Source organism: Pseudomonas sp. Os17 (genome assembly GCF_001547895.1).
Classification (GTDB): Bacteria; Pseudomonadota; Gammaproteobacteria; order Pseudomonadales; family Pseudomonadaceae; genus Aquipseudomonas.
In genome coordinates this window covers 4,792,118-4,815,768 of record NZ_AP014627.1, presented here as the reverse complement: position 1 = coordinate 4,815,768, position 23,651 = coordinate 4,792,118, and the positions used below count along the sequence as shown (strand labels likewise).

19 protein-coding genes are annotated in these 23,651 nt (G+C 66.9%); 5 read left to right on the top strand and 14 right to left on the bottom strand.

Annotated features, from left to right (window positions below; all coding sequences use genetic code 11):
* The first annotated feature begins 30 nt into the window (after nucleotides 1-30).
* On the top strand, nucleotides 31-1,443 hold the full coding sequence (locus POS17_RS21000; RefSeq protein WP_060840355.1) for an aspartate aminotransferase family protein: 1,413 nt from the start codon (nucleotides 31-33) through the stop codon (nucleotides 1,441-1,443).
* An 82-nt stretch (nucleotides 1,444-1,525) separates the two neighbouring features.
* Nucleotides 1,526-1,750 (top strand): MbtH family protein, encoded by a 225-nt coding sequence (locus POS17_RS20995; protein ID WP_060840354.1) that lies wholly within the window; start codon nucleotides 1,526-1,528, stop codon nucleotides 1,748-1,750.
* A 424-nt stretch (nucleotides 1,751-2,174) separates the two neighbouring features.
* Here POS17_RS20995 and POS17_RS20990 read toward each other — a convergent pair whose 3' ends face one another.
* The 10 genes from POS17_RS20990 to POS17_RS20945 all read right to left on the bottom strand — a co-directional run bounded on the left by POS17_RS20990 (nucleotide 2,175) and on the right by POS17_RS20945 (nucleotide 10,253).
* On the bottom strand, nucleotides 2,175-3,002 hold the full coding sequence (locus tag POS17_RS20990; RefSeq protein WP_060840353.1) for a class I SAM-dependent methyltransferase: 828 nt from the start codon (nucleotides 3,000-3,002) through the stop codon (nucleotides 2,175-2,177).
* 226 nt (nucleotides 3,003-3,228) lie between these two features.
* Nucleotides 3,229-4,212 carry a metal ABC transporter solute-binding protein, Zn/Mn family gene (locus POS17_RS20985; protein WP_060840352.1) on the bottom strand — a complete coding sequence of 328 codons (984 nt, stop codon included), beginning with the start codon at nucleotides 4,210-4,212 and terminating at the stop codon, nucleotides 3,229-3,231.
* Entirely contained in the window at nucleotides 4,213-5,112 is a 900-nt protein-coding gene (locus POS17_RS20980) for a metal ABC transporter permease (RefSeq protein ID WP_060840351.1), read from the bottom strand.
* A complete protein-coding gene (locus POS17_RS20975) occupies nucleotides 5,112-5,855 on the bottom strand; it encodes a metal ABC transporter ATP-binding protein (protein WP_060840350.1) in 744 nt (247 codons plus the stop codon). The genes POS17_RS20980 and POS17_RS20975 overlap by 1 nt, the downstream gene beginning before the upstream one ends.
* On the bottom strand, nucleotides 5,852-6,781 hold the full coding sequence (locus POS17_RS20970; protein ID WP_060840349.1) for a metal ABC transporter substrate-binding protein: 930 nt from the start codon (nucleotides 6,779-6,781) through the stop codon (nucleotides 5,852-5,854). The genes POS17_RS20975 and POS17_RS20970 overlap by 4 nt, the downstream gene beginning before the upstream one ends.
* 28 nt (nucleotides 6,782-6,809) lie before the next feature.
* Nucleotides 6,810-7,382, bottom strand: coding sequence for a DUF6162 family protein (locus POS17_RS20965; RefSeq protein WP_060840348.1), 573 nt, complete (start codon nucleotides 7,380-7,382; stop codon nucleotides 6,810-6,812).
* Nucleotides 7,379-7,717: a hypothetical protein gene (locus tag POS17_RS20960; RefSeq protein ID WP_060840347.1), complete on the bottom strand. Its 339-nt coding sequence runs from the start codon at nucleotides 7,715-7,717 to the stop codon at nucleotides 7,379-7,381. Before POS17_RS20960 ends, POS17_RS20965 begins: the two co-directional genes overlap by 4 nt.
* A complete protein-coding gene (locus POS17_RS20955) occupies nucleotides 7,717-8,256 on the bottom strand; it encodes a hypothetical protein (RefSeq protein WP_060840346.1) in 540 nt (179 codons plus the stop codon). Before POS17_RS20955 ends, POS17_RS20960 begins: the two co-directional genes overlap by 1 nt.
* Nucleotides 8,253-9,476 (bottom strand): PepSY-associated TM helix domain-containing protein, encoded by a 1,224-nt coding sequence (locus POS17_RS20950; protein ID WP_060840345.1) that lies wholly within the window; start codon nucleotides 9,474-9,476, stop codon nucleotides 8,253-8,255. The genes POS17_RS20955 and POS17_RS20950 overlap by 4 nt, the downstream gene beginning before the upstream one ends.
* Before the next feature lie 309 nt (nucleotides 9,477-9,785).
* Entirely contained in the window at nucleotides 9,786-10,253 is a 468-nt protein-coding gene (locus POS17_RS20945) for a VOC family protein (protein ID WP_060840344.1), read from the bottom strand.
* 283 nt (nucleotides 10,254-10,536) lie between these two features.
* On the opposite strand from POS17_RS20945, the gene POS17_RS20940 reads away from it, so the two are divergent.
* The 3 genes from POS17_RS20940 (at nucleotide 10,537) to POS17_RS20930 (ending at nucleotide 13,281) form a co-directional block, all read left to right on the top strand.
* Entirely contained in the window at nucleotides 10,537-11,760 is a 1,224-nt protein-coding gene (locus POS17_RS20940) for an SfnB family sulfur acquisition oxidoreductase (RefSeq protein WP_060840343.1), read from the top strand.
* Nucleotides 11,761-11,764: 4 nt separating this feature from the next.
* Entirely contained in the window at nucleotides 11,765-12,430 is a 666-nt protein-coding gene (locus tag POS17_RS20935; RefSeq protein ID WP_060840342.1) for a methionine ABC transporter permease, read from the top strand.
* Between the two features lie 80 nt (nucleotides 12,431-12,510).
* Nucleotides 12,511-13,281, top strand: a complete 771-nt coding sequence (locus POS17_RS20930; protein ID WP_060840341.1) for a MetQ/NlpA family ABC transporter substrate-binding protein — start codon at nucleotides 12,511-12,513, stop codon at nucleotides 13,279-13,281.
* Nucleotides 13,282-13,395: 114 nt separating this feature from the next.
* On the opposite strand, the gene POS17_RS20925 is transcribed toward POS17_RS20930, so the two are convergent.
* From POS17_RS20925 to POS17_RS20910, 4 genes are read right to left on the bottom strand one after another with little or no spacing between them, the layout of a single operon-like run.
* Nucleotides 13,396-14,730, bottom strand: a complete 1,335-nt coding sequence (locus POS17_RS20925) for a hypothetical protein (protein WP_060840340.1) — start codon at nucleotides 14,728-14,730, stop codon at nucleotides 13,396-13,398.
* The gene (locus tag POS17_RS20920; RefSeq protein ID WP_060840339.1) at nucleotides 14,727-21,047 is read right to left on the bottom strand and encodes an AAA domain-containing protein; all 6,321 of its coding nucleotides are present in this window, start codon (nucleotides 21,045-21,047) and stop codon (nucleotides 14,727-14,729) included. The genes POS17_RS20925 and POS17_RS20920 overlap by 4 nt, the downstream gene beginning before the upstream one ends.
* A gap of 15 nt (nucleotides 21,048-21,062) precedes the next feature.
* Nucleotides 21,063-21,707, bottom strand: coding sequence for a 4Fe-4S cluster-binding domain-containing protein (locus tag POS17_RS20915; protein ID WP_060840338.1), 645 nt, complete (start codon nucleotides 21,705-21,707; stop codon nucleotides 21,063-21,065).
* The gene (locus POS17_RS20910) at nucleotides 21,704-23,542 is read right to left on the bottom strand and encodes an AAA family ATPase (protein WP_060840337.1); all 1,839 of its coding nucleotides are present in this window, start codon (nucleotides 23,540-23,542) and stop codon (nucleotides 21,704-21,706) included. The genes POS17_RS20915 and POS17_RS20910 overlap by 4 nt, the downstream gene beginning before the upstream one ends.
* Between the last annotated feature and the right edge of the window lie 109 nt (nucleotides 23,543-23,651).

Genomic DNA, 23,651 nt, shown 5'->3' with positions numbered 1-23,651 from the left:
TGCTCAAATTGCAGCGCGAGGGTTCGAGACATGTCAGCCGTTACCAGCCTTATGGACGATCAGCCGGTGGCCCTTGCCGCCATCCCGGCCGAGACGCTTTACCAGTTCGACGAGTCGCCCCTGCTGGCCCGTCAGAACCGTCAGGAATCCAATGCCCGCAGCTACCCACGGCGCATCCCCCTGGCCCTGAAGCGGGCCAGTGGCATTCATGTCGAGGATGTCGAAGGCCGGCGTTTCATCGATTGCCTGGCCGGTGCCGGGACCCTGGCCCTGGGCCACAACCACCCGGTGGTGATCGCCGCGATCCGGCAGGTACTGGCCGATGAACTGCCGCTGTTGACCCTGGACCTGACCACCCCGGTCAAGGACCAGTTCGTCCAGGACCTGTTCGGCCTGTTGCCCGAGGCCCTGGCCACCGAAGCCAGGATCCAGTTCTGCGGCCCCACCGGCACCGACGCCGTGGAAGCCGCGTTGAAACTGGTGCGCACCGCCACCGGGCGCAGCACCGTGCTGTCGTTCCAGGGCGGTTACCACGGCATGAGCCAGGGCGCGCTGAGCCTGATGGGCAGCCTGGGGCCCAAGCGGGCCCTGGCCGGCTTGCTCAACAACGGTGTGCAGTTTCTGCCGTTCCCCTACGACTACCGTTGCCCGTTCGGGCTCGGTGGCGCCGAGGGGGTCAAGGTCAACCTGCATTACCTGGAAAACCTGCTGAACGATCCTGAAGCGGGCGTGGCCCTGCCGGCGGCGGTGATCGTCGAGGCGGTGCAGGGCGAGGGCGGGGTGATCCCGGCGGACCTGGACTGGCTGCGAGGGTTGCGGCGTATCACCGAGCAGGCCGGGGTGGCGCTGATCGTCGATGAAATCCAGAGCGGCTTCGGTCGCACCGGCAAGATGTTCGCCTTCGAGCACGCCGGGATCATTCCCGATGTGGTGGTGATGTCCAAGGCCATCGGCGGCAGCCTGCCGCTGGCGGTGATGGTCTATCGCGACTGGCTCGACACCTGGCAGCCGGGGGCGCACGCGGGCACCTTCCGCGGCAATCAGATGGCCATGGCCACCGGTTCCGCGGTGATGCGCTACCTCAAGGAACAGCGGCTGCCCGAACACGCGGCCGCGATGGGTCAGCGTTTGCGCGAGCACCTGCTGATCCTGCAGCGCGACTACCCGCAACTGGGGGATGTCCGCGGCCGTGGCCTGATGCTCGGCGTCGAGCTGGTGGACCCGGCCGGCGCGCCGGACGCCCAGGGCCATCCGCCACAGCATTTGCGTCTGGCTCCCCTGGTGCAGCGTGAATGCCTCAAGCGCGGCCTGATCCTCGAACTGGGCGGGCGCCATGGCAGCGTGGTGCGCTTCCTGCCGCCGCTGATCATCAGCGCGGCGCAGATCGATCAGGTGGCGGACATCTTCAGCAAGGCAGTGGCCGCCGCGGTGGCCAGCCTCTAATTTTTTTTGGCCCTGATTCGTTCCTTCTACACAACCGCCGCGCCTGGGGTGCGGCGTCCCTAATCAGCGATGGAGACAAGCAATGACTTCCGTATTCGACCGCGAGGACATCCTGTTCCAGGTGGTGGTCAACCACGAAGAGCAATACTCGATCTGGCCCGATTACAAGGCCGTGCCGCAAGGCTGGCGCACCGTGGGCAAGAGCGGTTTCAAGAAGGAGTGCCTGGCCTACATTGAAGAAGTCTGGACCGACATGCGCCCCCTGAGCCTGCGCCAGAAGATGGACCAGCAGCCCGTGGCCGGCTGATCTGTAGCCGCTGCTGAGCCACGGCGAAGCTGCGCCAAGGGCCGCAGGCCCTTCAGCGATCTCAAGAGCAGCGCCTCCTACGGAGTCGTTCGCAGCCTGCGGCAGCGGCTACAAAACCCGGATCGAGATTGTTGCTGTAGCCGCTGCTGAGCCAAGGCGAAGCTGCGCCAAGGGCCGCAGGCCCTTCAGCGATCTCAAGAGCGGCGCCTCCTACGGAGCCGTTCGCAGCCTGCGGCAGCGGCTACAAAACCCGGATCAAGATTATTGCTGTAGCCGCTGCTGAGCCACGGCGAAGCTGCGCCAAGGGCCGCAGGCCCTTCAGCGATCTCAAGAGCAGCGCCTCCTGCGGAGCCGTTCGCAGCCTGCGGCAGCGGCTACAAAGGCGCTGGCGTCTTGAGTTTGACGGGGTTTTCATGCCGGGCGATCAGGCCAGGCGCTTGACGGCCTGCAGGGTGTAGCTCAGTGGCAGGCGCCATGGCGCTTGCTTGAGTCGCCATTCGCCGCGTTCATCCACCACCATCTGCCCGGGCAGGGCTTCCCAGGGAATGCTCTGGTGCTCCACCAGCCCGGTGATTTCCAGGCCCTGGGCCAGCAAGGCGCTGATGATTTCCCCCAGGCCGTGGTTCCATTCGTGGGTCACCGTGGCCTTGAGGCTGCTTTCGGTTTGCACGTAGGTGTTTTCGTCCTCCCAGACCAGCGGCTCGCTGCGTTCGAAGTAGGGGTATTCCACCCGCAGCGAGTCGCTGTGATCTTCATTCAGGGCCCAGAGCATCGGGTGCCCTTCGCGGATAAACAGCCGGCCACCGGGCTTGAGCAGGGCGCCGACGGTCTGTGCCCAGCGCTCGATGCTCGGCAGCCAGCACAGCGCGCCGATGCCGGTGTAGACCAGATCGAAGCTGCCCTTTGGCAACACCTCGGCGGCCAGGAACACGTCCGACTCGTGGTAGTCGATGGGTGTATGGCAGCGCTGGGCCAGGGTCCGGGCTTCAGCCAGGGACGCCGAGGAAAAATCCAACCCGCTCATCTGCGCGCCGAGGCGGGCCAGGGACAGGGTGTCGGTGCCGATATGGCATTGCAGATGCACGCCGCGCAGGCCCTGGATGTCGCCCAGCAGGGGGCGGTCGAACTGCACCACGTCGGAGAGAAACTGCGGGTCATCGACGAAGCGCTGCACCGCGTAATCCGCCGAGGCGGCGTGCAAGGGCGCGCGTTCGTCCCAATTGGTCTTGTTGAGTGTCAGGTATTCGCTCATGGCGTGGGGGTCCTGTCTGGGCATTTTTGCGAAGCGCAGACTAGCACCGGGCAATGAGCACAATCTTGAGCAAATATGTAAGCGGCCCCTGATGCCGACTGTAGCCGCTGCAGAGCCATGGCGAAGCTGCGCAAAGGTCCGCAGGACCTTGCCTGGCGATTGTCTGTCGAGCACCGGGTCTCTGCGTCGGAGTGCCGCCCAGGCGGTTCGCAGCCTGCGGCAGCGGCTACAAGGCCAGGGCCTGGGTGACTTTTTGCAGGTTGCCTTCCAGTTCGCCGAGCGGGTCGGCGCTGTCGGTTTCCAGCACCAGCAACTGGCTGCCACCGGCGCTGACGGCGGCTTTCAGTGCCTCGGACGGCTGGCGGTGGTGCAGGACCAGTGCCACGTCGTTGTCCTTGAGCCGGGCTTGCAGCTTCTGCAGGGCTTCGGGCGTCCATTCGTTGTCGGCGCGGGCGTCGACTTCCACCAGCTCCAGGTTCAGGCCGCTGACCAGATAGCCAAAGTGCTCGGAGAGGCTCAGCACGCTGAGGTTGTCGGCCTCGGCCAGGCGCGCTTCGCTGTCGGCGCTGAGTTTCAGCAGGCGTTGTTTCAGCCCCGCCAGGTTGCGCTCGATCTGGGGCTTGGCTTCGGGGGCCAGGCGTGCCAGGTCGGCGGCGAGCACATCCGCCATGCGCCCCAGGTTGTTGCTGGACAGCCAGGGCTGGGCGTTGAGCCCGTCGCTCTGGCCCGGTTGCAGGGCCACCCCGGGCAGGGCGCCATCCACCGGGCGCGCGGCATCGATCTCGACGATGCGGATGTTGCTGCGCCGGGCGTTGGGGTACAGCGGGTCGTCCGGCCAGATCGAGCGCAAGCCGATCACCGCGTCGGCATCCAGCGCCAGCTTGCTCAGGGCCGGGGCGCCGCGCCCGGTGAAATAGGCGGTCTGCCGCGAGCCGGGGAGGTTGGCCGGGGCCGCCCGCTCCAGCTTGATGGGGGTGCCTTGCAGCAGGATCTGCCCCAGGCCGAAGGTCACCGGCAGCGAGGCCAGCACCGTCAGCGGTTTCTGCGAGGCGGCGCTGTGCAGCGCGGTATTGCCCATGCCATGGCTGGCCACCACGCGCATCGGCTCGAAGTGGTCGCGCTCGGCCAGGGCCGGGGTGCTGATCAGGCCGCCGAGGATCAGGGCCAGGCTCAGCTGACGCAATGACAAGTGACGCAGTGAACTGTGCATTTATCCGATATTCCCTTTCAGGCTGGGGACAGTGCCGCGGGCGATGGCGGCCAGGGCGAAGGCCACGCCGGCCACCAGGATGATGGCCGCGCCGGAGGGCACCGGCAGGTCGAAGATGATCGGCAGCAAGATGCCGCACAGGGTGCTGACAGTGGCGATGTTCACCGAGATCCAGAAGAAGCCCTTGAGCGACTGGCTGAGCAGGCGGGCGGCAGCGGCCGGAATCACCAGCAGCGCGCCCACCAGGATCGCGCCGATGACCTTGACCGCCGCCACGGTGATCAGGGTCACCAGGATCACGAACAGGTAGTCCAGGGTCTTCACCGCCACCCCGCGCACCGCCGCCAGCTGCGGGTTGAAGCTGGCCAGCATGATGCGGTTGTACAGCGGCAGGCTCAGGCCCAGCACCAGGGCGCCGACGATCAACAGCACCAAGAGGTCGTTGCCGTTGACCGTGAGCACCGAGCCGAACAGCACGTTCTCCAGGATGTGCACGTTGATCTTGCCGGCCAGGATCAGCAGCAGGCTGGCGCCCAGGGCCAGGGACACCGAGAGAAACACCCCGATCAGGGTGTCCGGGGCCAGCCCGGTGCGGTTGCGCAGGTAGTTGAGCAGGATGCCGAACAGCAGGCAGTAGCCGAACAGGCTGCCGTAGGGGCCGGTGTAGGGCTCGCCCAGCAGGATGCCGATGGCCACCCCGGTCAGTGCCGCGTGGCCCACGGCTTCGGAGAAGAAGGCGAAGCGCTTGACCACCACCAGGGTCCCCAGGCCACCGAGCACCGGCCCGATCAGCAGGCCGGCCAGCAGCGCATTGACCACGAACCCGTAGGCCAGGGCTTCGGGCAGGTAGCCGGCCGAGGCCCAGCCCTGGACCATCAGGCGAAAAGCTTCATAGGTCATCAGGCAGCGCTCCCGGCGGCTCGTGGATGGGTGGAGAACAGGCTGAGCAGGCGCTCCGGGGTCAGGGTCTGTTGCGCCGGACCGTCGAACAGCACCCGGCGGTTGAGGCCGGTGACCCGGTCTGCCAGGCGGCCCACGGCTTCCAGGTCGTGCTCGATCCACAGCAGGGTGATGCCGCTCTGGCGCCAGTCGTGGAGCAGGCGTTCGAAGACCTGGATCCCGGCCTCGTCCAGGGCCGACATCGGTTCGTCCAGCACCAGCAGTTGCGGGGCCGGGATCAGGCCCTGGGCCAGCAGCACCCGCTGGCGTTCACCGCCGGACAGGGCGCCCATGCGTCGCTTGCGCTTGTCCTGCATGCCGACCCGTTCCAGGGCGTCGCCAATCGCCTGGGCGAAATGCCGGCTCAGGCCGAGGAAGGCCGGGCGCCGCTGGCACATGGCGGCCATGAAGTCGTCCACGGTCATCGGCAGGCCACGGTCGAATTCCAGGGCCTGGGGCACGTAGCCGATGGTGCCGGGAGCGCCGGGCCATTGCAGGCGCAGTTGGCCCTGGTGCGGCATCTGCCCCAGCAGGGTCTTGATCAGCGAGCTCTTGCCGCCGCCGTTGGGGCCCACCAGCGCGTGCACGCTGCCGGGCTGCACCTGGAAGGTCACGCGGTCGAGGATGGTGGTGCGGCCCAGGGTCAGGCCGACCTGGTCGAACTCGACGGCCGGGCCGCGCAGCAGGGTTTCGATGGCGGTCATGCCCCGGCCTCCTGGATGGCCCGGACCACGGTGTCGAGGTTGCCCTGCATTTCCTTCTCGTACTTGTCGGCGCTGTAGTCGCCGTAGGAAATGTGCGACAGCGGGTAGAGCTTGACCCCGGACTCGCGCTGGATGGTTTCGACGTAGGTGGAGGGGAAGTCCATCTCCGAAAAGATCACCTTGACGTCCAGCTCGCGCAGTTGGTCGATGGTCTTCTTCAACTGGCTGGGGCTGGGCTCGATGCCGTGGGCCGGTTCCACCACCGCGGTGACTTGCAGGCCGAACTCGCGCAGCAGGTAGTCGTAGGCGGCGTGCACCGTGGCCACCCGCAGGTCGGCATTGGGCGCCTGGGTCAGCTTGGCCAGGGCGTTGGCGCGCAACTGGCGCAGGCGCTTGCCGTAGGCCCGGGCGTTCTGGGTGTAGGTCTTGGCGTTGGCCGGGTCCAGCTTGCCCAGCTCCCGGGCGATGTTGTTGACCTGGGCGATGGACGCGCTGATGGAGAGAAAGGTGTGCGGGTTGACCACCTTGCCGGCGCCCCGGGCGGCGACCCCGGTGGCGGCCAGCAGCGGCACGTTCTCGTTGGCTTCGATCAGTGGGATGTCCGGGCGCTCGCTGGCGGCGATCATGCGATCGGCGAAGTCATCGTGGCCCACGCCGTTGAGGACGATCACGTCCAGGCTGCCGATGCGCTTGATGTCCTCGGCCCGGGGCTCGTAGGCGTGGGGGTTGAAGCCGGCGGGAATCAGCGGCACCACCTCGGCCTTGTCGCCGACGATGTTCGTCACGTAGCTGTAGTAGGGATGCAGGGTGATGCCGATGCGTAGGCGTTTGGCCGGATCGGCGCTGACCAGCGGGCTGAGCGTCAGGGCCAGCAGGCCGATCAGCAGCCCCCGCAGAAAGGGACGGCGTTGCGATGAAATGGACATGGGCAAGCGTTCTTCTCTCGGAATGGGTTCAGTGGCGATGCTGGCGGGTCACTCCGGCATCGAATTGCGCGACCACCTGTTGCCAGCCGGCGGCGGCCAGCGTCGCGTCGCTCAGATCGACCGGCACGGCGACGGATGGGGCGCGGTTGAGCCAGATGTCCACCTTGGCCTGATTCTCGGTATCCAGGCGCATCAGGAAGGAGCCGGCCACTTGCGGGTTCTGGCTCAGGCCCAGATAGGCCTGGTCCTGCAATTGCCAGGCATGGCCGCCACGGCTGACCGAGCTGGCGTCCTGGGCGAAGGGGGCGAAGCCTTCCTCGGCCAGTTGCTCCGGGCTCGGCAGGCTCTGGTGTTCGGCGTGCAGCAGGTGGATCTCGTCGAGGGTCACCCGCAGGTCGGCATAGATCCCTTGCTCGCCGGCGCTGAGGTCGCGACGGGCGTCCAGTTGGTGGCTGGCGACGCTGGCGGTTTCGACTGTTTCGCCGCGCCACAGCACCACGCTGCCGGCGACACACAGAATCAGCAGGCACAGCAACAGGACGTAGAGGGTTTCGTGACCGGCGCCGGCGGGGCGCACGACCTGGGTGGTGGCAGGAGTCATGGGGCCTCGATATCCGCTTGGTCGATCTCGACCACGTGGCCGGGGCCTGCATCGAACAGCACGTAGAACTCGCTGGAAGGCTTCTTGAAGGTCAGGGTCGAATCGCTGCCGAGCTTGCCCGGCACGAGGATGGTTTCGTCGTAGCCGATCACGTCCAGGGTCACTCCCGGCGCGCCGCTGCCATCGGAAAAACCACCGGTGCAGCGGATCTGCTCGGCGTCGATGGCCTTGCACTCGCACATCGGGTTGTGGGCCAGGGCGCTGTGGCTGAAGGCGCCGGCCAGCAGCAACAGGGCAGCGGCGCCGAGGCGCCGTGTGGATACTGCGCGAATCATCATTTGCCTCCTTGTTTTTCGAGCCAGGCCACGGTGGCGGGCGAGGCCTGGCTCAGGGGAATGGATGCCTGGTGCATGCTGCCGTCCCAGCCTTCCAGGGTGATCCACAGCTCGGCGTCGGCTTTGGTCTTTTCCGGAATCGGCAGGCTGGCGCCCATGCGGTACGGGCTGCCGAAGAAGATCACCCCGGCGGCCCGCAGGCTGCGGGGTTTGCCGATGCGCAGGTAGGTCGCCTTGACCGGTTCGATGCAGGCCTGGCACAGGGCGGCGTTGAAGCTTTTCAGGTAGCCGGCGGGGCCATCGCTGCGGGGCGCTTCGTTGCGCATCTCGGCCAGACGCAGGCTCCAGGGGCCGACCTGGATTTCACCGATCTCCCGTTCCCCCAGGCCGCTGTCGCCGCGAAACAACGAGGCATCGGCGAGGTACTTGGGCATGAAGCCCAGGGGGATCAGCAACAGCAGGATGTTCAAGTGAAAGCGCCATTTATGCCAAAGCCGGCTCAGCTGCGAAGGCGCGGTTGCGCTGTGGGTCTGGCTCACGGGTGGCTCTCCGAAGTTTCGATGCTCATGGCCGGGGTGGGCGTCGGCACGGGTTTGCTAGCGGGACGCGCCCGGGCGGCCTTCTCCTCACGCTTGAGGGCGTTGGCGGTGGCCAGGGCGGTGCGCTTGGTCCAGATCAACAGCCCGCTGAGGACCATCATGCTCAGCACCAGGCCGAAGAAGAACCAGATCAGCTTGACCCAGATCCCGCCAAAATCTCCGGTGTGCAGCGGGCGCATGGACTCGGTGACGAACTCCAGGGTGTTGCGGTCCCCCAGCAGGTGAGAGGTGTCCAGGGAGCCGGTGTAGGGGTTGATGTTGGCGGTCTGGTACATCAGCGGGTACCAGCCACGACCGCCTACGTACAGGTGGCTGTAGGCATTGCTTGGCAGGCTGACGAAGCTGATGTCGAAACCGGGGATCTTCTGGGTGGCGATGCCGATGGCCTGGTCCAGGCCGATCATCGGCGCGGGGCTGCCATCGGTGGTGGTCGGCACCTGCTCCCGGGCGATGACCGGAACAATGGGTTGGCTGGAAATGCTGATGTGGTTGTCGGCGAGCACGGCCTCGATCAGGAACCAGATGCCGGTGATCGAGATCACCGTGATAAACCAGATGGACCAGATGCCGCTCAGGCGGTGGAAGTCGCCCCAGAAGATCCGTGCCCCATGGCGCAGGCGCAGGGTCGGCTTGAGAAAGCCCTTCCAGAACTTCTTGTAGACCACCAGCCCGGTGATCAACGAAATCAGCAGCGGCAGGCCGAGGAACGACACCAGGTACCAACCCCAGCTGTAGCCGTTGGTGAAGGGCACCAGCCACCAGCCATGCAGGGCCCGGGTGAAGCCCTGGAAGTCGAACACTGGGCTGGTGCCCTGGATCGCCCCGGTGTAGGGGTTGACGTACAGCGTTGGGGACCGGCCGTCCGGGTAGCTGACGCTGACACTCAGGGCGAAATGGCTTTCGTCCGGGGTCACGATGGTATCGATGCGGGTGCTGGGGTCGGCCTGCTTGATGGCCGCCACGATCTGGTCGTAATTGAGCGGCTGGGCATCATCGCTGGGTTTACTGGCTCGGATATCCGGATTGGCCAGCCACACGATCTCCTGGCTGACCACCGCCAGGGTGCCGGTGACACAGACGATCAGCACGAAGAACCAGATGGGCAGGGCCAGCCAGCTGTGCACCAGAAACCAGATTTTTGAACGGGACTTCTTCGACATGGAGTGGGCGTCTTGATTCGAGGAGTGGAGCGGCACTGGAACCTTCGGCCGGCCCCGGGGCAAAACACCCGGGGCATAGCCGTGGCCAACGCGGCCTGCTGCATCTAATTAAGACGAATGAGAATCGTGAATCCTGAAAGGCGATATGAAAGTAAATGTTACGAAGCTGGGAAAACCTGGTGAAAGCCGCTGTTTTACCGATTTGGCCAATGCCCGTTGCCCTGTAGGAGCGGGCTTGTCCGCGAAGTGGCCCGCAAGGGCGCCTTCGCCGGCAAGCCGGCTCCTACAGGCCTTGGCTGGCTAGAGGGCTCAGCCGGCCTGTTGCTGGAACATCTCCCGCGCCCGCCGGGCGATTTCCTCGGCACTCAGCGTTTCCTTGCGGCTGGCCAGGAACCACACATGGCCGAACGGATCGCGCAGGCTGCCGCTGCGGTCGCCGTAGAACTGGTCCTTGACCGCCGACACCTCGGTGCCGCCGGCGGCAATCGCCCGGGCGAAGCTGCTGTCGACATCTTCCACATACAGGTGCAGTCCGACCGAGGTCTTGTGGGTGTCCGGGCTGTCCATCGGGGTTTGTTCGCAGGGGCTGCCGAGCATGATGGCCGAGCCGCCGATGCGCAGTTCGGCATGGCCAACGCTACCGTCGGGCATGTCCAGGCGCATGCTTTCCTCGGCGCCGAAGGCCTGCTTGTAGAACTCGATGGCCTCGGCGGCGCGCTTGATGCCCAGGTACGGTGTGACGCCGCTGAAGCCTTCGGGAATGGGGTTGACGCTCATCTGGGGTTCTCCTTGATGTTGTCTGGGGCAAACCGGTCCGTCGCCGGATCGAGCCGCTTTCACTCTATACCCGGGCATCCCCGGCACTGGCATGGACCGACGAGGTGTCGTCCGGGCAACAGCATTTCACTGTTGGCCCGGCAACAGTGCTCCAGCAATTTGTCCGGTGGCCCGCTGGGCAATCCCCTGCTACGGCCGGTAAACCCTTGAATTCAAAGGCCCGATCTTTCGGCACAGAAGCTGCAATGACAGCCCGCAACCTTCATCCGCCCGAGAGCGCTGTATGTCTTCTTTGCCTGAATCCGCCTTTTATCCCCTGCACACTCCCGCCGCCCAGGTGATCCGCGATGGCGCCGAGGCCCTGGCCGTGGCCCGGCAAGTGGCGGCGGTCCTGCTGGAGCAGGACGCCGAACGCGACCGCAGTCGCCAGGTGCCGGTGGAACTGCTTGACCTGTATTCCAACAGTGGCCTGTGGGGCATCAGCGTGCCGCGGGAGTTCGGCGGCGCCCAGGTGTCCTACGCGGTACTGGCCGAGGTGATCGCGATCATTTCCGCCGCCGATCCGTCCCTGGGGCAGATCCCGCAGAACCATTACTGCCTGCTGGAAGACATTCGCCTGCAGGGCACTCCGGAGCAGCAGGCGCACTTTTTCGCCCTGGCCCTGCAAGGCCATCGCTTTGCCAATGCGCTGTCGGAAACCGGCGGCAAGAACGTGCAGGACATCCAGGCCAGCATCCGTCGTTCAGGTGACGGTTATGTGATCAACGGCCGCAAGGGCTACTGCACCGGCTCGCTGTATGCCCACTGGCTGGCGGTGCTGGCCCTGGACGAGCAGGGCCGCGGGCAACTGGCCTTTGTGCCCCGGGGCAGCGAAGGGCTGGTGGTGATCGATGACTGGGACAGCATCGGCCAGCGCACCACGTCCAGCGGCACGGTGCTGGCGCAAAACCTGCTGGTGCCCGCCTTCAACCTGTTCCCCACCTATCGCTCCTATGAAATCCCGACCCTGGCCGGGCCCTTCGCCCAGCTGACCACGGCGGCCATCGACGCCGGGATTGCCCGGGCGGCGCTGCGCGACACCGTCGACTTCGTCACCGAGCACGCCCGGCCATGGATCGATGCCGGGGTGGACAAGGCCGGCGACGATCCGCTGACCATCATTCAGGTGGGGGCCCTGGACATTCGCCTGGAGGCCGCCGAAGCCTTGCTCGAGCGCGCTGGTCTGGCCCTGGACGCGGCGCGTCCGGCCCCCGATGAAGACAATGTCGCCCTGGCTTCCGTAGCGGTGGCCCGGGCCAAGGTGCTGACCACCGAGATCGCCATCGAGGCCAGCAACAAGCTGTTCGAACTGGGCGGCACCCGCTCGACCCTCAAGCGCCACAACTTCGACCGCCACTGGCGCAATGCCCGGGTCCACACCCTGCATGACCCGGTGCGCTGGAAGTACCACGTGGTGGGCAACTGGCTGCTCAACGGCATCAAGCCACCGCGTCACGACTGGTCCTGACGCCATGGCTGAATGGTTCAAGCACCTCTACTGGGCCGACATCGCCCAGGCCTGTCTCGACACCCTGAGCATGCTCGGGGCGGCCCTGGGCTTCACCGTGTTGCTGGGGCTGCCCCTGGGGGTGTTGCTGTTTCTTACCGGCAAGCGCCAGCTGCACGACACCCCGGGCCTGTATCGGCTGCTGTCGTTGATCGTCAACGTGCTGCGCTCCTTGCCCTTCATCATCCTGCTGATCGTGCTGATTCCCCTGACCACCCTGCTGGTGGGCACCTCCCTCGGCGTGCCGGGGACCATCCCGCCGCTGGTGGTGGGCTGCACGCCGTTCTTTGCCCGGCTGGTGGAAACCGCCCTGCGGGAAGTGGACCACGGGGTGGTGGAAGCGACCCAGGCCATGGGCGGCAGCACCTGGCAGATCATCCGCCACACCCTGTTGCCCGAAGCCCGGGGCGGCCTGCTGGCGGCGGTCACGGTGACCGCCATCGTGCTGGTGGACTACACCGCCATGGCCGGGGTGATCGGTGGCGGCGGCCTTGGCGACCTGGCGATCCGTTTTGGCTACCAGCGCTTCCAGACCGACGTGATGCTGGTCACCGTGATCCTGCTCCTGGTGCTGGTGCAGGGCCTGCAGATGACCGGCGACCGCCTGGTGGCGCACTACAGCCGACGTTGACCCGACGTATTCACAACCTGAAAAAACCGGCCTCACGTGCACCCCACGACGGCTGTCCGTATCTGCCTTAGGAGCAACCCATGAACAAGATCCTGGCCATCCTGGCCGCCGTACTGTCCTTGAGTGTCCACGCCAACGAGAAGCTGGTGGTGGGGGCCACCCCGGTGCCCCACGCCGAGATCCTCGAATTCGTCAAACCCGAGTTGGCCAAGGAAGGCGTGGACCTGGACATCAAGGTCTTCACCGACTTCATCCAGCCCAACCAGCAACTGGCCCTGAAGAACCTCGACGCCAACTACTACCAGTACCGGCCGTTCCTCGATGATTTCAACAAGACCCGGCACACCGACCTGGTGCCGGTGGTGGGGGTGCACATCGAACCCTTCGGCGCCTATTCCACCAAGATCAAGACCATTGCCGAGCTCAAGGACGGCGCCACGGTGTCGATTCCCAACGACCCGGTGAACACCGGCCGCGCTTTGGTGCTGCTGCACGAAGGCGGGCTGATCAAGCTCAAGGACCCGAGCAACACCCTGGCCACCCAGCGCGACATCCTCGACAACCCCAAGCACCTGAAGATCCGTGAGCTGGAAGGCGCCTTGCTGGCCCGTTCGGTGAGCCAGGTGGACCTGGCGTTCGTCTTCGCCAACTACGCCCTGGAGGCCGGGATCGACACCAACAGCGCGCTGATCGTGGAGAAGGGCAAGGACCTGTACATCGAGTTTTTGGTGGCCCGTGCGGACAACCGCGACGACCCGCGGATCCAGAAACTGGCCAAGGCGCTGAACTCCGACGCCGTGCGCCAATTCATCCTGACTCGCTACAAGGGCCAGATCGCCCCCGGCTTCTGACCACCGCCCGATCCCCGGTTGCTACGAAGAGGCGGATTGTAGGAGCTGGCTTGCCAGCGAAGAGGCGCGCAAATCGCCTTCGTCGGCAAGCCGGTCCCCACAGGGCGCGGCGGGTCAGGTGCGCTGTTGCGCCTGCTCCCGGTATTCCTGCTGGGCGTCGTCCAGCAGCACTTCCTTGAGCGGCACGGCGCCGACGGCCAGGGCCTTTTCGATGCGCAGGTCGTCGCCCTGGGTGGCCAGCAGGGCTTGCAGCCGCTGGAACTCACCGCACCAGATGGTCTCGATGTCCTTGTCGCGCCGGGTATCGCGCTGGGCGCTGAGGGCGACCGCTCGCACCTGCAGGCGGCCGTTGTCGGCGTTGCCCCCGACTTCCACGCCGTACCCCGGCGTGGCGCTCTTGCGCAGCACCACCCGGCCATCCTTGGCCCAGGCGGTGGCCATGCCCTCGCGGACTTCGTAGCCCAGGCCAGCCAGGCCTTCGAGCACCGCCTGACGACGGGCCAGGGCGGCGCGCTGTTGCAGTTCGGCTTCGATCAGCGTGCTGAAGCGGGCAATCAGCTCATCCACTGGCGCCATGTTGGCCAGGCTGCACTGTTCGGCCCGGGACAGTTCTTCCTCGGCGGCAGCGGGGCACACGCTCGCCACTTCGCTGGCCAGTGCCTGGAGGTGCGCCAGGCGCGCGCGGCGCTCCTGGCTGTCGCGGGTGGCCTGGGCCAGTTCCAGCACCAGGCTGTCCAGCAGCAGGTTGCGCCGTGGCTCGCGGGTTTCGGCGTCGATCAGGCGCAAGGTGGCCAGGTAGGGTTCGGCGCTGGCCTGATCATCGAGGGTTAGCAACTGGGCAATGTGCTGCTCGATGCGTTCCAGCCTGGGTTCCTTTTGTTCATGGGCGGCGCGCCATTGGGCCAGGGTCTGGGAGGGATTGTCGCCTTGCAGGCGTTGGGCCAGTTGCCGCTGTGTCTCGCTCAGGCCCTGTTCTTCGGCTGCGGCACCGAGGCTGGCGAAACCCTGGGCCAGGATCGACTCGACCGCCGCCACGGGCTGGCCTTCGGCAATCGCCTGCAACTGTTGCAGCCACTCGGCTGGAAGGGCTTTGTCTTGCAGCGCGCTCAGCAGGGTGGCGGCGTTTTCCCGCTGACGGCGGGCCAGTTGGCGCTGTTGCGCGACCTGCTGCACGGCGCGGTGTTCCCGTTGTTGCAGATCGTCCTTGAGGAAGTCGATTTCGATTGGCACCTGTTTCTGCAGATCCAGCAGGCGATCGGCTTCGATCAACTGGCGCAACTGTTGAAGACGGCCGTGGGTCGCGGCTCGTTCCTCTTCGCTCAGTTGCCCCAGGCGTTGCGCCTGTGCTTCCCAGCGGGCGATCGCCTGCTCCAGGCGCCGCAGGTGGCCGGCGCAGATGTCGAGGATTTCTTCGCGGGTGACGATTCGCACCACTTTCGGGCCGCTCATGGGGTTTGCTCCGTGTCAGCCAGGGTTTGAGGTGGCGTTGGCGCTGTGCTGCCGGCCAACGGTTGCAGGGCCTGCTCGATGGCGGCCTGCAGGCGTGCGCGTTCGCTGTGGGGGTCCTGGTACCAGGCCTGGGACGAGACCCGGTGCAGGTGGGGAATGGCCCGGCGCAGCACCGACGGGCGCCAGATCTCCCGGGAGCGGGCGCGGGCCAGCAGCCCGTGGCGCGGGGTGTCGCATTCGATGCCCAGGGCATAGAGCCCGGTATCGGGGTGCTCGATGGCAAAGTCCAGGCCGAAGGCATCCCCTTCGTTGGCGCTGACCGGGCTCCAGCCCAGGGAGCGGATGAACGCCGCCACCGCCTGGGTGAAACCGTCGCTGTGGGCGGTGGGCCGGGCCCGGGCGTCCTGGCGCTCGGTAACCAGGCGCTGCAGCAGGTTGTGGCCGCTGGCGAACTCCCCGGACGACAGGGCGCGGGCGTACTCCAGGTAGCCTTGCAGGTAGTCCCGCGGGCTGGCGGGCGGGCGCTGGGTGGTGAGCATGTCGGAGATATCGGCAATCGGCATCGAGGTGATCATCACCACTTTGCGCCGGGCCCGGGTCACCGCCACGTTGAGCCGGCGTTCGCCGCCGGTCTGCCCCAGCACCCCGAAGTTGCGCCGGAAGCTGCCCTGGCTGTTGCGCCCGAAGGTCGAGGAAAACACGATGATGTCGCGCTCGTCGCCCTGGACGTTCTCGACGTTCTTGACGAACACCGACATGTCTTCGCCGTCCTCGCTGCGTTCGCGTTCCTCGCTGTAGGCGGCGCGAAACAGCGGGTCCTGCTCGGCTCGCAGTTCCAGGCGTTCCTCGATCAGGTCGGCCTGCTTGCGGTTGAAGGTCACCACCCCCACCGAAGGCCGTTCGGCGTAGGGCGTCCGCCACAGCTCGGCCAGGTAGTCGACCACCCGTTGCGCTTCGTCAGGGTTGACCTGCTGCTGGTAGACGCCGTCCACGCGGATCAGCTCCAGCGGCTTGATGGCGAGGATATTGGCCTCTGGGTGACGCACCGGAATGCTCAGCCGGTTGCCATAGAACGAAGCGTTGGAAAAACCGATCAGCTCGCGGTAGGCCGAGCGGTAGTGGATCTGCAGGGTGGTGGCGGGCAAGGCGCTGCGGGCCAGTTGCAGCAGGTCCGGGCAGTCCTTGATTTCGCGGCGGTTCCAGGTGTCCTCGAAGGCCTCGCGTTGCTCTTCGTCGGCGTCGGCATCGGGCTGCTCGCCCTCGAACAGTTCGGCCTCGTCGCTTTCCACGCGGCTGGAGAAGAAGGCGGTGGGCGGCATCTGCTTCTCGTCGCCGCTGACCACCGTGACCCGGCCCCGGTACAGAGTCGGCAGGGCGAACTCCACCGGCATCTGCGAGGCTTCGTCGTAGATCACGATATCGAACAGCCCGGGCTTGAGCGGCAGCACCCGGCTGGCCACGTCCGGGTTCATCAGCCACACCGGGCGCAGGCTCATCAGCCCCAGGCCGGCGCCCATTTCCATGAATTCGCGCAAGCGGCGCGAACGCCGTCCGGTGAGGCGGGTCACGTCTTCCCATTGTTTGCGGGTGCCCAGGCGCGAGAGGTCGATGCCTTCGCTGAGCAGTTGGCGGTTGAGGTTGCGCATCTGGGTGTCGGCCTGCCCGAGGCTGGCGATCTTCGCTGCGGTTTCACTGTGCTCCAGCATCAGCTCGGGCTGGCGCTGTTCCATCTGGCGCTTCCAGCCCAGCCGCGCTTCGCGGTTGAGCATGCGCCGGACCACGGCTTCCAGCTGCTCGGCGGGAATGGCGTCGAGGGCGTCCTGGTAATCGCGCAGGATGGCCAGCCATTGCAGGTCGGCCGGTGACAGCTGGCCGGCCCGGGCGCGGAACGCCTGGTAGGCGCTCAGGGTCGGCAAGGCTTCGCGCAGGCGGTTGAGGGGCAACTGATTGCTCTGGTTGAGCTCCACGCGCTGGCGCAGCTGGTCCAGCAGCTCGGGTTGCAGCCACTGATTCAGGCGTTGCAGGGCAGTCAGGCTGTCCTGGCGCACGCTGTGACGGACAAAGGCGGCGTCGTAACCGGCCAGCAGGCTGTCCAACGATTGCCGCTGGCCGGTCAGGACCACCGCGTCCAGCTGTTCCACCCGGGGAGCCTGGGCCAGGGCCAGCGCCAGGGCGCGCATCTCTTGCAGTTGCCCGAGGTCCTGGCGCACCTGCGGCAGCAGGCCCGGGCCGCAATCGTCGGCGACTTGCGCGAGGCCCAGTTGTTGATGCAGTTGCTGCAACTGGTTGCGCAAGGGCCGCCACTGGCTTTCCAGCAGGGCCGCCGCCAGCAGTTCCGGCAGGCGCTGCGGCTCGGCCGCGGCGCCCTGTTCGGCAAGGAAGGCCAGCAACTGGCGCTGGCGGATCAGGCGCAGCGGGTTGAGGCGCGCCAGCCAGGAGCGGCCCTGGATCACGGCGCGGGCGCGGTGCTGAAGGGTGCGCAGCTGGGCCGCGGGCAGGGCGCTGAGGCCTGGCACCAGATCGGCCTGATGGGCCGCCGCGTCGCATTGCTCCAGTTGCTGAGCCAGGGCCTGCAGGGTCTGGATCAGCCCGTCGCCTTGCGCCGCCTGCCCGGGGTGGCCACGGAACAGCGGCAGCCAGCGGGCCAGCCGTTGGCGGCGTTCATCGTCCAGGCCCAGCAGGCTGTGCACGTGCTGTTCGAGCCAGGCGCGGTAGGGCGCCGGGTCGTCCACTTCAAAGTCGGCCGGGTGCGCCTGCAGGGTTTCCAGGCGCTGCTCCTCGCAGCGCCACAGGCGTTCGAAGCCGTCGTTGAAGGCTTGCAGGGTGGCGGCATCGGTGGGAAACGGCTGGAGCTGGGCCAGGGCGCTCTGTTCATAGCGGGCCGGCAGCCACAGGCGGATCAGTGGCGCGCAGGCTTCTTCCAGGCGCGTCAGGTCGGCGATGTCCAGGGCCGCCAGGTGCTGGCGCAATACCGGGACGTCCAGTGGCGCAGGCCCCTGTTCCAGGCCGATCAGCTCACCGATCAACTGGCGGTAGCTCAGGCCACAGTGTTCATCGACGCGGTGCAGGCTCTGGTGGAAACGATCCAGCTCGCCCTCCAGGGCCTCGATGCGCGCCGCCAGGCGTTCGCGCTGGTGCAGCCAGGGCTGCGGGGCGGCATCGTCCTTGAACAGGGCTTCGAGCTGTTCGCGGACACTGCGGATCACCGGTTCGCGGTCACGGTTGATGTCGTTGAGCATCACCACCCGGTTGCCCAGGCCCTCGGCCACCAGGCGCTTGTGCACCACTTCCAGGGCCGCGTGCTTCTGGCAGACGATCAGCAGGCTGCGCTGGCGACCGATGGCGTCGGCCACCATGTTGACGATGGTCTGGCTCTTGCCGGTGCCGGGAGGCCCCTCCACCAGCAGCCCGGGGGCCTGGCGCGCCTGGAGCACCGCGGCTTCCTGGGACGGGTCGCTGGCCACGGTAAAGAAGCGTTGCAGCTCCGGCGCGGGCGCAACCGCCGCGCTGTCGCCGCTGTCCTGCTCCGTCGGGTTCAGGCGCAGGGCGGTTTCCAGCCCGGTGCCGCCGGGCGGCAGGGCCTTGAGCTGGCGCAGGTCTTCGCCAATGGCCTGGCCCATGAAGGCGACATGGAACAGCACGGCGGCGCACGCCAGTTGATCCTGGTAGGGCGGCACTTCGGTGCTGGCCGGCGGCAGGTTGCCCAGTACTCGGGAGCCCGGCGTGGCCAGCATGCCGAAGGCGTCCATGACATCGGCGGCCTTGAGCGCCGAGCGTCCCAGCAACTCGTCGGCGGCCTTGCGCCAGCGCTTGGCGGCCTCGATGCCCAGCAGGGTGTCGAGGCCCGGGTTGAGGCGCACCTCTTCACGCTCGCTGTCGAAGACCAGGGCCACCTTGCCGCGGCTGCCGACTTCCAGCAGCAGCTTGACCGGCCACAGCAGCAACGGCGCGATGCGGGTGCGGGTGGTGCCTCGCGGGTCCCGGGTCAGGAGGAAGGGGAAGCCCAGGTACAGGCCGTCGATCCCGGTGTCGCGCTGGTACAGCGAACTCTGGCGGTACAGGCTGTTGAGCCGCGCATCCAGCAGTGGATGCTCGGCAAAACACGCCGGGTCGAGGTGGATGGGCTGGGCGTTGCGTGCCACCAAGTGATCCAGCAGCGCCGGGGCCGGGCTGCGTTCGGAGTGCAATTCGTTGAGGTCGACCCGGGCGGTGGTCTTGCCGATGCTCATGCGCACCAGCGGGCCGCGCAGCACGCCGCTGGCGACCTTCTTCTCGAAGAAGTCGAGGATCTGCGCAACGTAATGCTGCTTTTGCGGCTCCAGCCACTGTTCGGCAGCGATGGCCAGCAGCACCAGGGCCCTGGCCAGGGGCATGCGCCGTTCCAGGCGGAACTGCTCGGCCCACTCATCGACGCTCGGCACGCCGCAGCGGGCGAAGCCGCTGATGCGTTCGTCGATCTCCCGGTACAGGGTCGGGCGCGGCAACCCCAGGAGAGTCCGCGCGCTGTCGGTGTCGAAACTCAGGACCACGGCTTCGCGGGCCAGGATGGCGGCCTCTTCGAGGATCGCGTCCACCGAGCGGAACTGACCGATGGCGGCACTGAGAAGCACGATCAGGTCTTCTTCGCTGATGGTGCGCCGGTCGGCCAGGGACAGGATGCCGTTGTGCTCGCTGTCCGGCAGCAGGCGTTGGCGTTCCTCCCATTGCGCGGCCAGACGGGCGCGGGAACTGGAGAGCAGGTAGATGCGCAACTGCTCCTCGTCCAGTTCGATGGCCTGGTGCTGGGCGCGCTGGCGCACCTGCTCGGCCCGCAGCTTGAGCCGCAGCAGCCAGTGGTCGCTCTCCAGGCGTTCCAGCAGGTCCGGGGCCGGGCCGCTGATCAACCGGTAGCCGTCCAGGGGATGTTCCAGCAGCCAGCCCGGGGTGACGATCTCGCCGCCCAGGATCAGCGGCATTTCCGGGTTCAGCAGCTTCAGTGCCAGCATCAGCCGGGTGTCGTCTTCCAGCTCCGGGTGCTGGGCCACCTGGCGCAGGCCGGCCAGGTGCCGGGCGGACACCCCGGCCTGTTCGGCCCAGGTGACGATCACCCCGCGCAACAGGTGATCCAGGGCCTGGGGCCAGTGCTCGACCTCGGCGGCGGCCAGGGCGAACGGCCCCGGGCGGCGGAAGCGCCGGTTGCCCAGGGCAATGCTGGCGCCTTCGTCGGCATCCTCTTCACGGGTGACCGAGTCCGGGACACTGGGGCTTTCGCCCTGCAGCCAGGCCTGCACCTGGGGCCATTGCCAGCGTTGGTGGCGATCCCGCGCCAGCAGGCCGCGCAGCAGCAGCTCCAGGCGCGGGTCGAGGTCGTCCGGCAGCAGCACGCCATTGGCCAGTACGTGGATCAGGTAGGCGTTGGCGTTGATCCCGGCAAAGCACTCGCCCTGGGTCAGTTGTTCCAGCAGGATCATCCCCAGGCTCCACCAGTCGGACGCCGCGGCCACGCCGCCGGCGATGGCTTCGGGGGCCATGTAGCGGCTGGTTTCCAGGGGCGAGACGATGTCCAGGTCGAACTCGGACAGCCGCGCCGAGCCAAAGCCGCTGATCACCAGGTCCAGGGGCTCGCGGCTGCGCACCAGCAAGGTGGCCGGGCGCAGGTCGCGGTGGCGCAGGCCGGCTTCACTGAACGCGTGCAGGGCCTGGCCCAGTTCTCTGACGATGTGTTGGACCGCCGCCCGATCGCTGACCACGATCCCCAGCTCGGCCAGGGTGCCGCCGGTGAGCTCCTCGGCCACTTCGAAGGCGCGTTCGTCCCAGCGGCCGGTGAGGATGATCTCCGGCACGTGTTCCCGGGGCAGGCGCCTGAGGGCTTCGTACACCGAAGGGTCGGGTTCGGCGCCGGCCTGGTAGAGGGTCAGCACCGCCTGATGGGCGGTATCACGGTGCTCGGCGATAAAGCGTTCGCGCACGCCACCGCTGCCGATCTGCCGCAGCAGGCGCCAGCCTTCGATCACGGTTTCGCTGTCGGCGGCGGCTGGGGGCGCGGTGGCTGGCTGTTGCTCCGCGGCGAGCGGGTCGGCGCCGCAGACCAGGCACATCAGGTCGCCATCCGCCATGGCGTGGCCGTTGCTGCAGACCAGGGTTGAGCTGCTGTGCGCTGTGACCTCGGGCTGGGGTTCCAGTGCTTCGGCGGTGATCACCGGCTGCGGGCGCCAGCCCTCGGGGTGAATCGCTTCGGCGGACAGTTCCCAGCCGCAGGCCCGGTGGTCCACCTGGCCTTCGCAGAAGATTTCGGCCAGGGAGCGTTCAGTCTGGCAATTGGGGCAAAAACGTATCATCGGTGGCGGTTCCGGTTAACGGCGGCGTGAGGTGTGGGCGCTGATCTGCAGTTGGTGGCCCTGGGCGTGCAGGAGGTCGCGCAGACGCAGCACGTCGTCACGCCGGGGGATGCCAGCCATCCAGACACTGCCGTCGTCGTCGAACATCACATCCAGCGCGCGGTCGCCTTGGTGCAACGGGCGCTGGTAGCTGGACAGACGCTGGCGGCCCAGCTCGGTCAAGAGGATCAGGCGCTGGTTGTCGCTGCCCCGTAGGACCAGTGTTTGCGCCTGTTGTTGCTCGAAGGGGTCGCAGATCAGTGCATCCAGCAGGCCTTCGGCTTGTTCGAGCAGCGGTTGCAGGTGCTCCAGGGAATGGCCGCTGTAGACCAGGATGTCCACCGCGGTGCGTTCGCGCAGGGCGCGCAGCAGGGCCAGCAGCGCCTCGGGCTGGTCGAAGGGCTCGCCGCCGGACAGGGTGATGCCTTCGGCCCGGGCCAGCCAGGGTTGCAGGTCGTCCAGCACCTGGTGCAATGGCAGTGGCTGCCTGCCCGGGCCCCAGGTATCCGCGGAAATGCAGCCCTGGCAACGAATGCTGCACCCCTGGAACCACAGGCCCAGGCGCTGCCCCGGCCCCAGGGTGGTGACCGGGAAGTGCACCCGCGACAGGCTGATGTTCACGAGGCGCGGGCAAGCAGTTGCAGGCTGCCGGCCTGCAACTGGCGGACTTCGAAGGATTGGCCGGGCTGCGCGTCCTGGTCGAACAGGGCTCGGGCCAGGGGATTGAGCAGGTGCGCTTCCAGCTGGTTGCGAATGCCCCGGCCACCGTTGGACAAATCCTGCAGGCACAGCTGGCGCAGGGTGCCCAGAGAGGCGTCATCGAGCTGCACATGCAGGGCCTGGGCCGCCAGGTCGGCGAGGATGTTGCCGACCATCTGCTGGAAGATCTGCTCGGCGATGTCCGGGCGGATGAAGTCGAAGACGATGATGTTCTCGCCGATCCGGTTGAGGATTTCCGGACGGTTGAGCACCAGCTTGAAGTGGCGCTCGATCTCGCCCTGGACCTTGCTCTGCACGGCCTCGAAGGCTTCGCCGGGCTGCACGTTGGCGACGCGTTCGCCGTGGTCGCCCTGGCGGAAGATGCCCAGGTTGGAGGTGAAGACGATCAGCGCCTCGGAAAAGTACACCCGATCGCCGCGGCCGGAGGTGAGTACACCGTCGTCGAGGATCTGCAGGAACTTGTCGAGGATCCGTGGGTGGGCCTTCTCGATCTCGTCGAACAGCACCACGCTGAAGGGCTTTTCGCGGATCGCGTTGGTCAGTTCGCCGCCAACGTCGTAGCCGACATAGCCGGGCGGGGCACCGACCAGGCGCTGGTCGGCGTGTTCGGCACAAAATTCCGACATATCGAAGCGGATGTAGGCGCTTTCATCGCCAAACAGCAGGCTGGTGATGGTCTTGGCCAGTTCGGTCTTGCCGACCCCGGTGGGCCCGGCGAGAAAGGCCACGCCCCGGGGGCGATTGCCCTTGCGGCTGGCGCCGACCCCGGTCATGGCGCGTTTGACGATATCCAGCATGTGGGTCACCGCGTGGCCCTGGCCCTTGACCCGCTGGCGGATGAAATCGTCGGCCTGGCGGATGCGCTGGCGGTCGATCTTCAACCAGGGGTCTTCGGTGACCCCGACCTTATAGCGGCGCACCGCGTCGCCGATGCGCTCCATGGCCAGGCCTTCGACCCGGGCCAGTTGCACGATCGCATTGAGGTCGAGCAGCAGCAGGCCTTCGGTATTTTCGACGAAGGCCCGCACCGCCTGGTCGCGGCTTTCGTCGCTGGCTTCCTGGGCCCCGGGCAGGCCGCGCAACAGTGCCGGTGCCAGTGCCTGGCGGGCTTGCTGGTCGGGTTTGGACACCGGAATTGGGCGCAGGCGCGGGTTGTCGATCAGCAGCCAGTCGGGCAGGTCGCCTTCCTTCTCCACCACCCAGAGGATGCTGTTGAAGAACGGCGTGCGCTGTTCCCCGGCCGGTCGGCTGCGGGCCTGATGGGACAGCACCAGGGCCTGGGTGAACAGCTGGTGCTCGGCGGCGCTCAGGGCGTCGTTGCGGACCACCAGGCGGGAGGCGAAATCGACAATCAGGGCCAGGGGCGCGCCTTGGCGTTCCACCAGGCGCGGCAAGGTCGCCGACAGCAGGTCGAGGCCCGCTGGCGCCGCGCCTTCCACCGGGGTCAGGCCCAGTTCGCGCAGCAGGTTGTCGGCCTGGGTCGGCTCGCTGCCCGGGGGCAGCAGCACCCGCAGCCCGCCGAGGGGATCCCAGCTCAGGACCTGGGCATAACCTGCCGCCAGCAGTTCGTCGCGCAGATTGAGATTGAAGGGTTGGGGGGTGATCACCCCGGGGGCGACTTCGCTGGCTTGCAGGTCGCGGACGTTGCCGGACAGTACGAACTGGCTTTTCAGCGGAAGAAAGCGCAGCAGATCACGCAGCCAGCGTGGCTTTTCGAAAGAGGCAGTCCTTGGCATGGAAGTGAAGCTCGTCGTAGGAAGCAGGACGCGACATTAGCATAGGGAAGTTTTTCCTTACGATGCTCCACAGGTTTTCTTACCTGACAGCGCTGAGTGGGCATCTGCC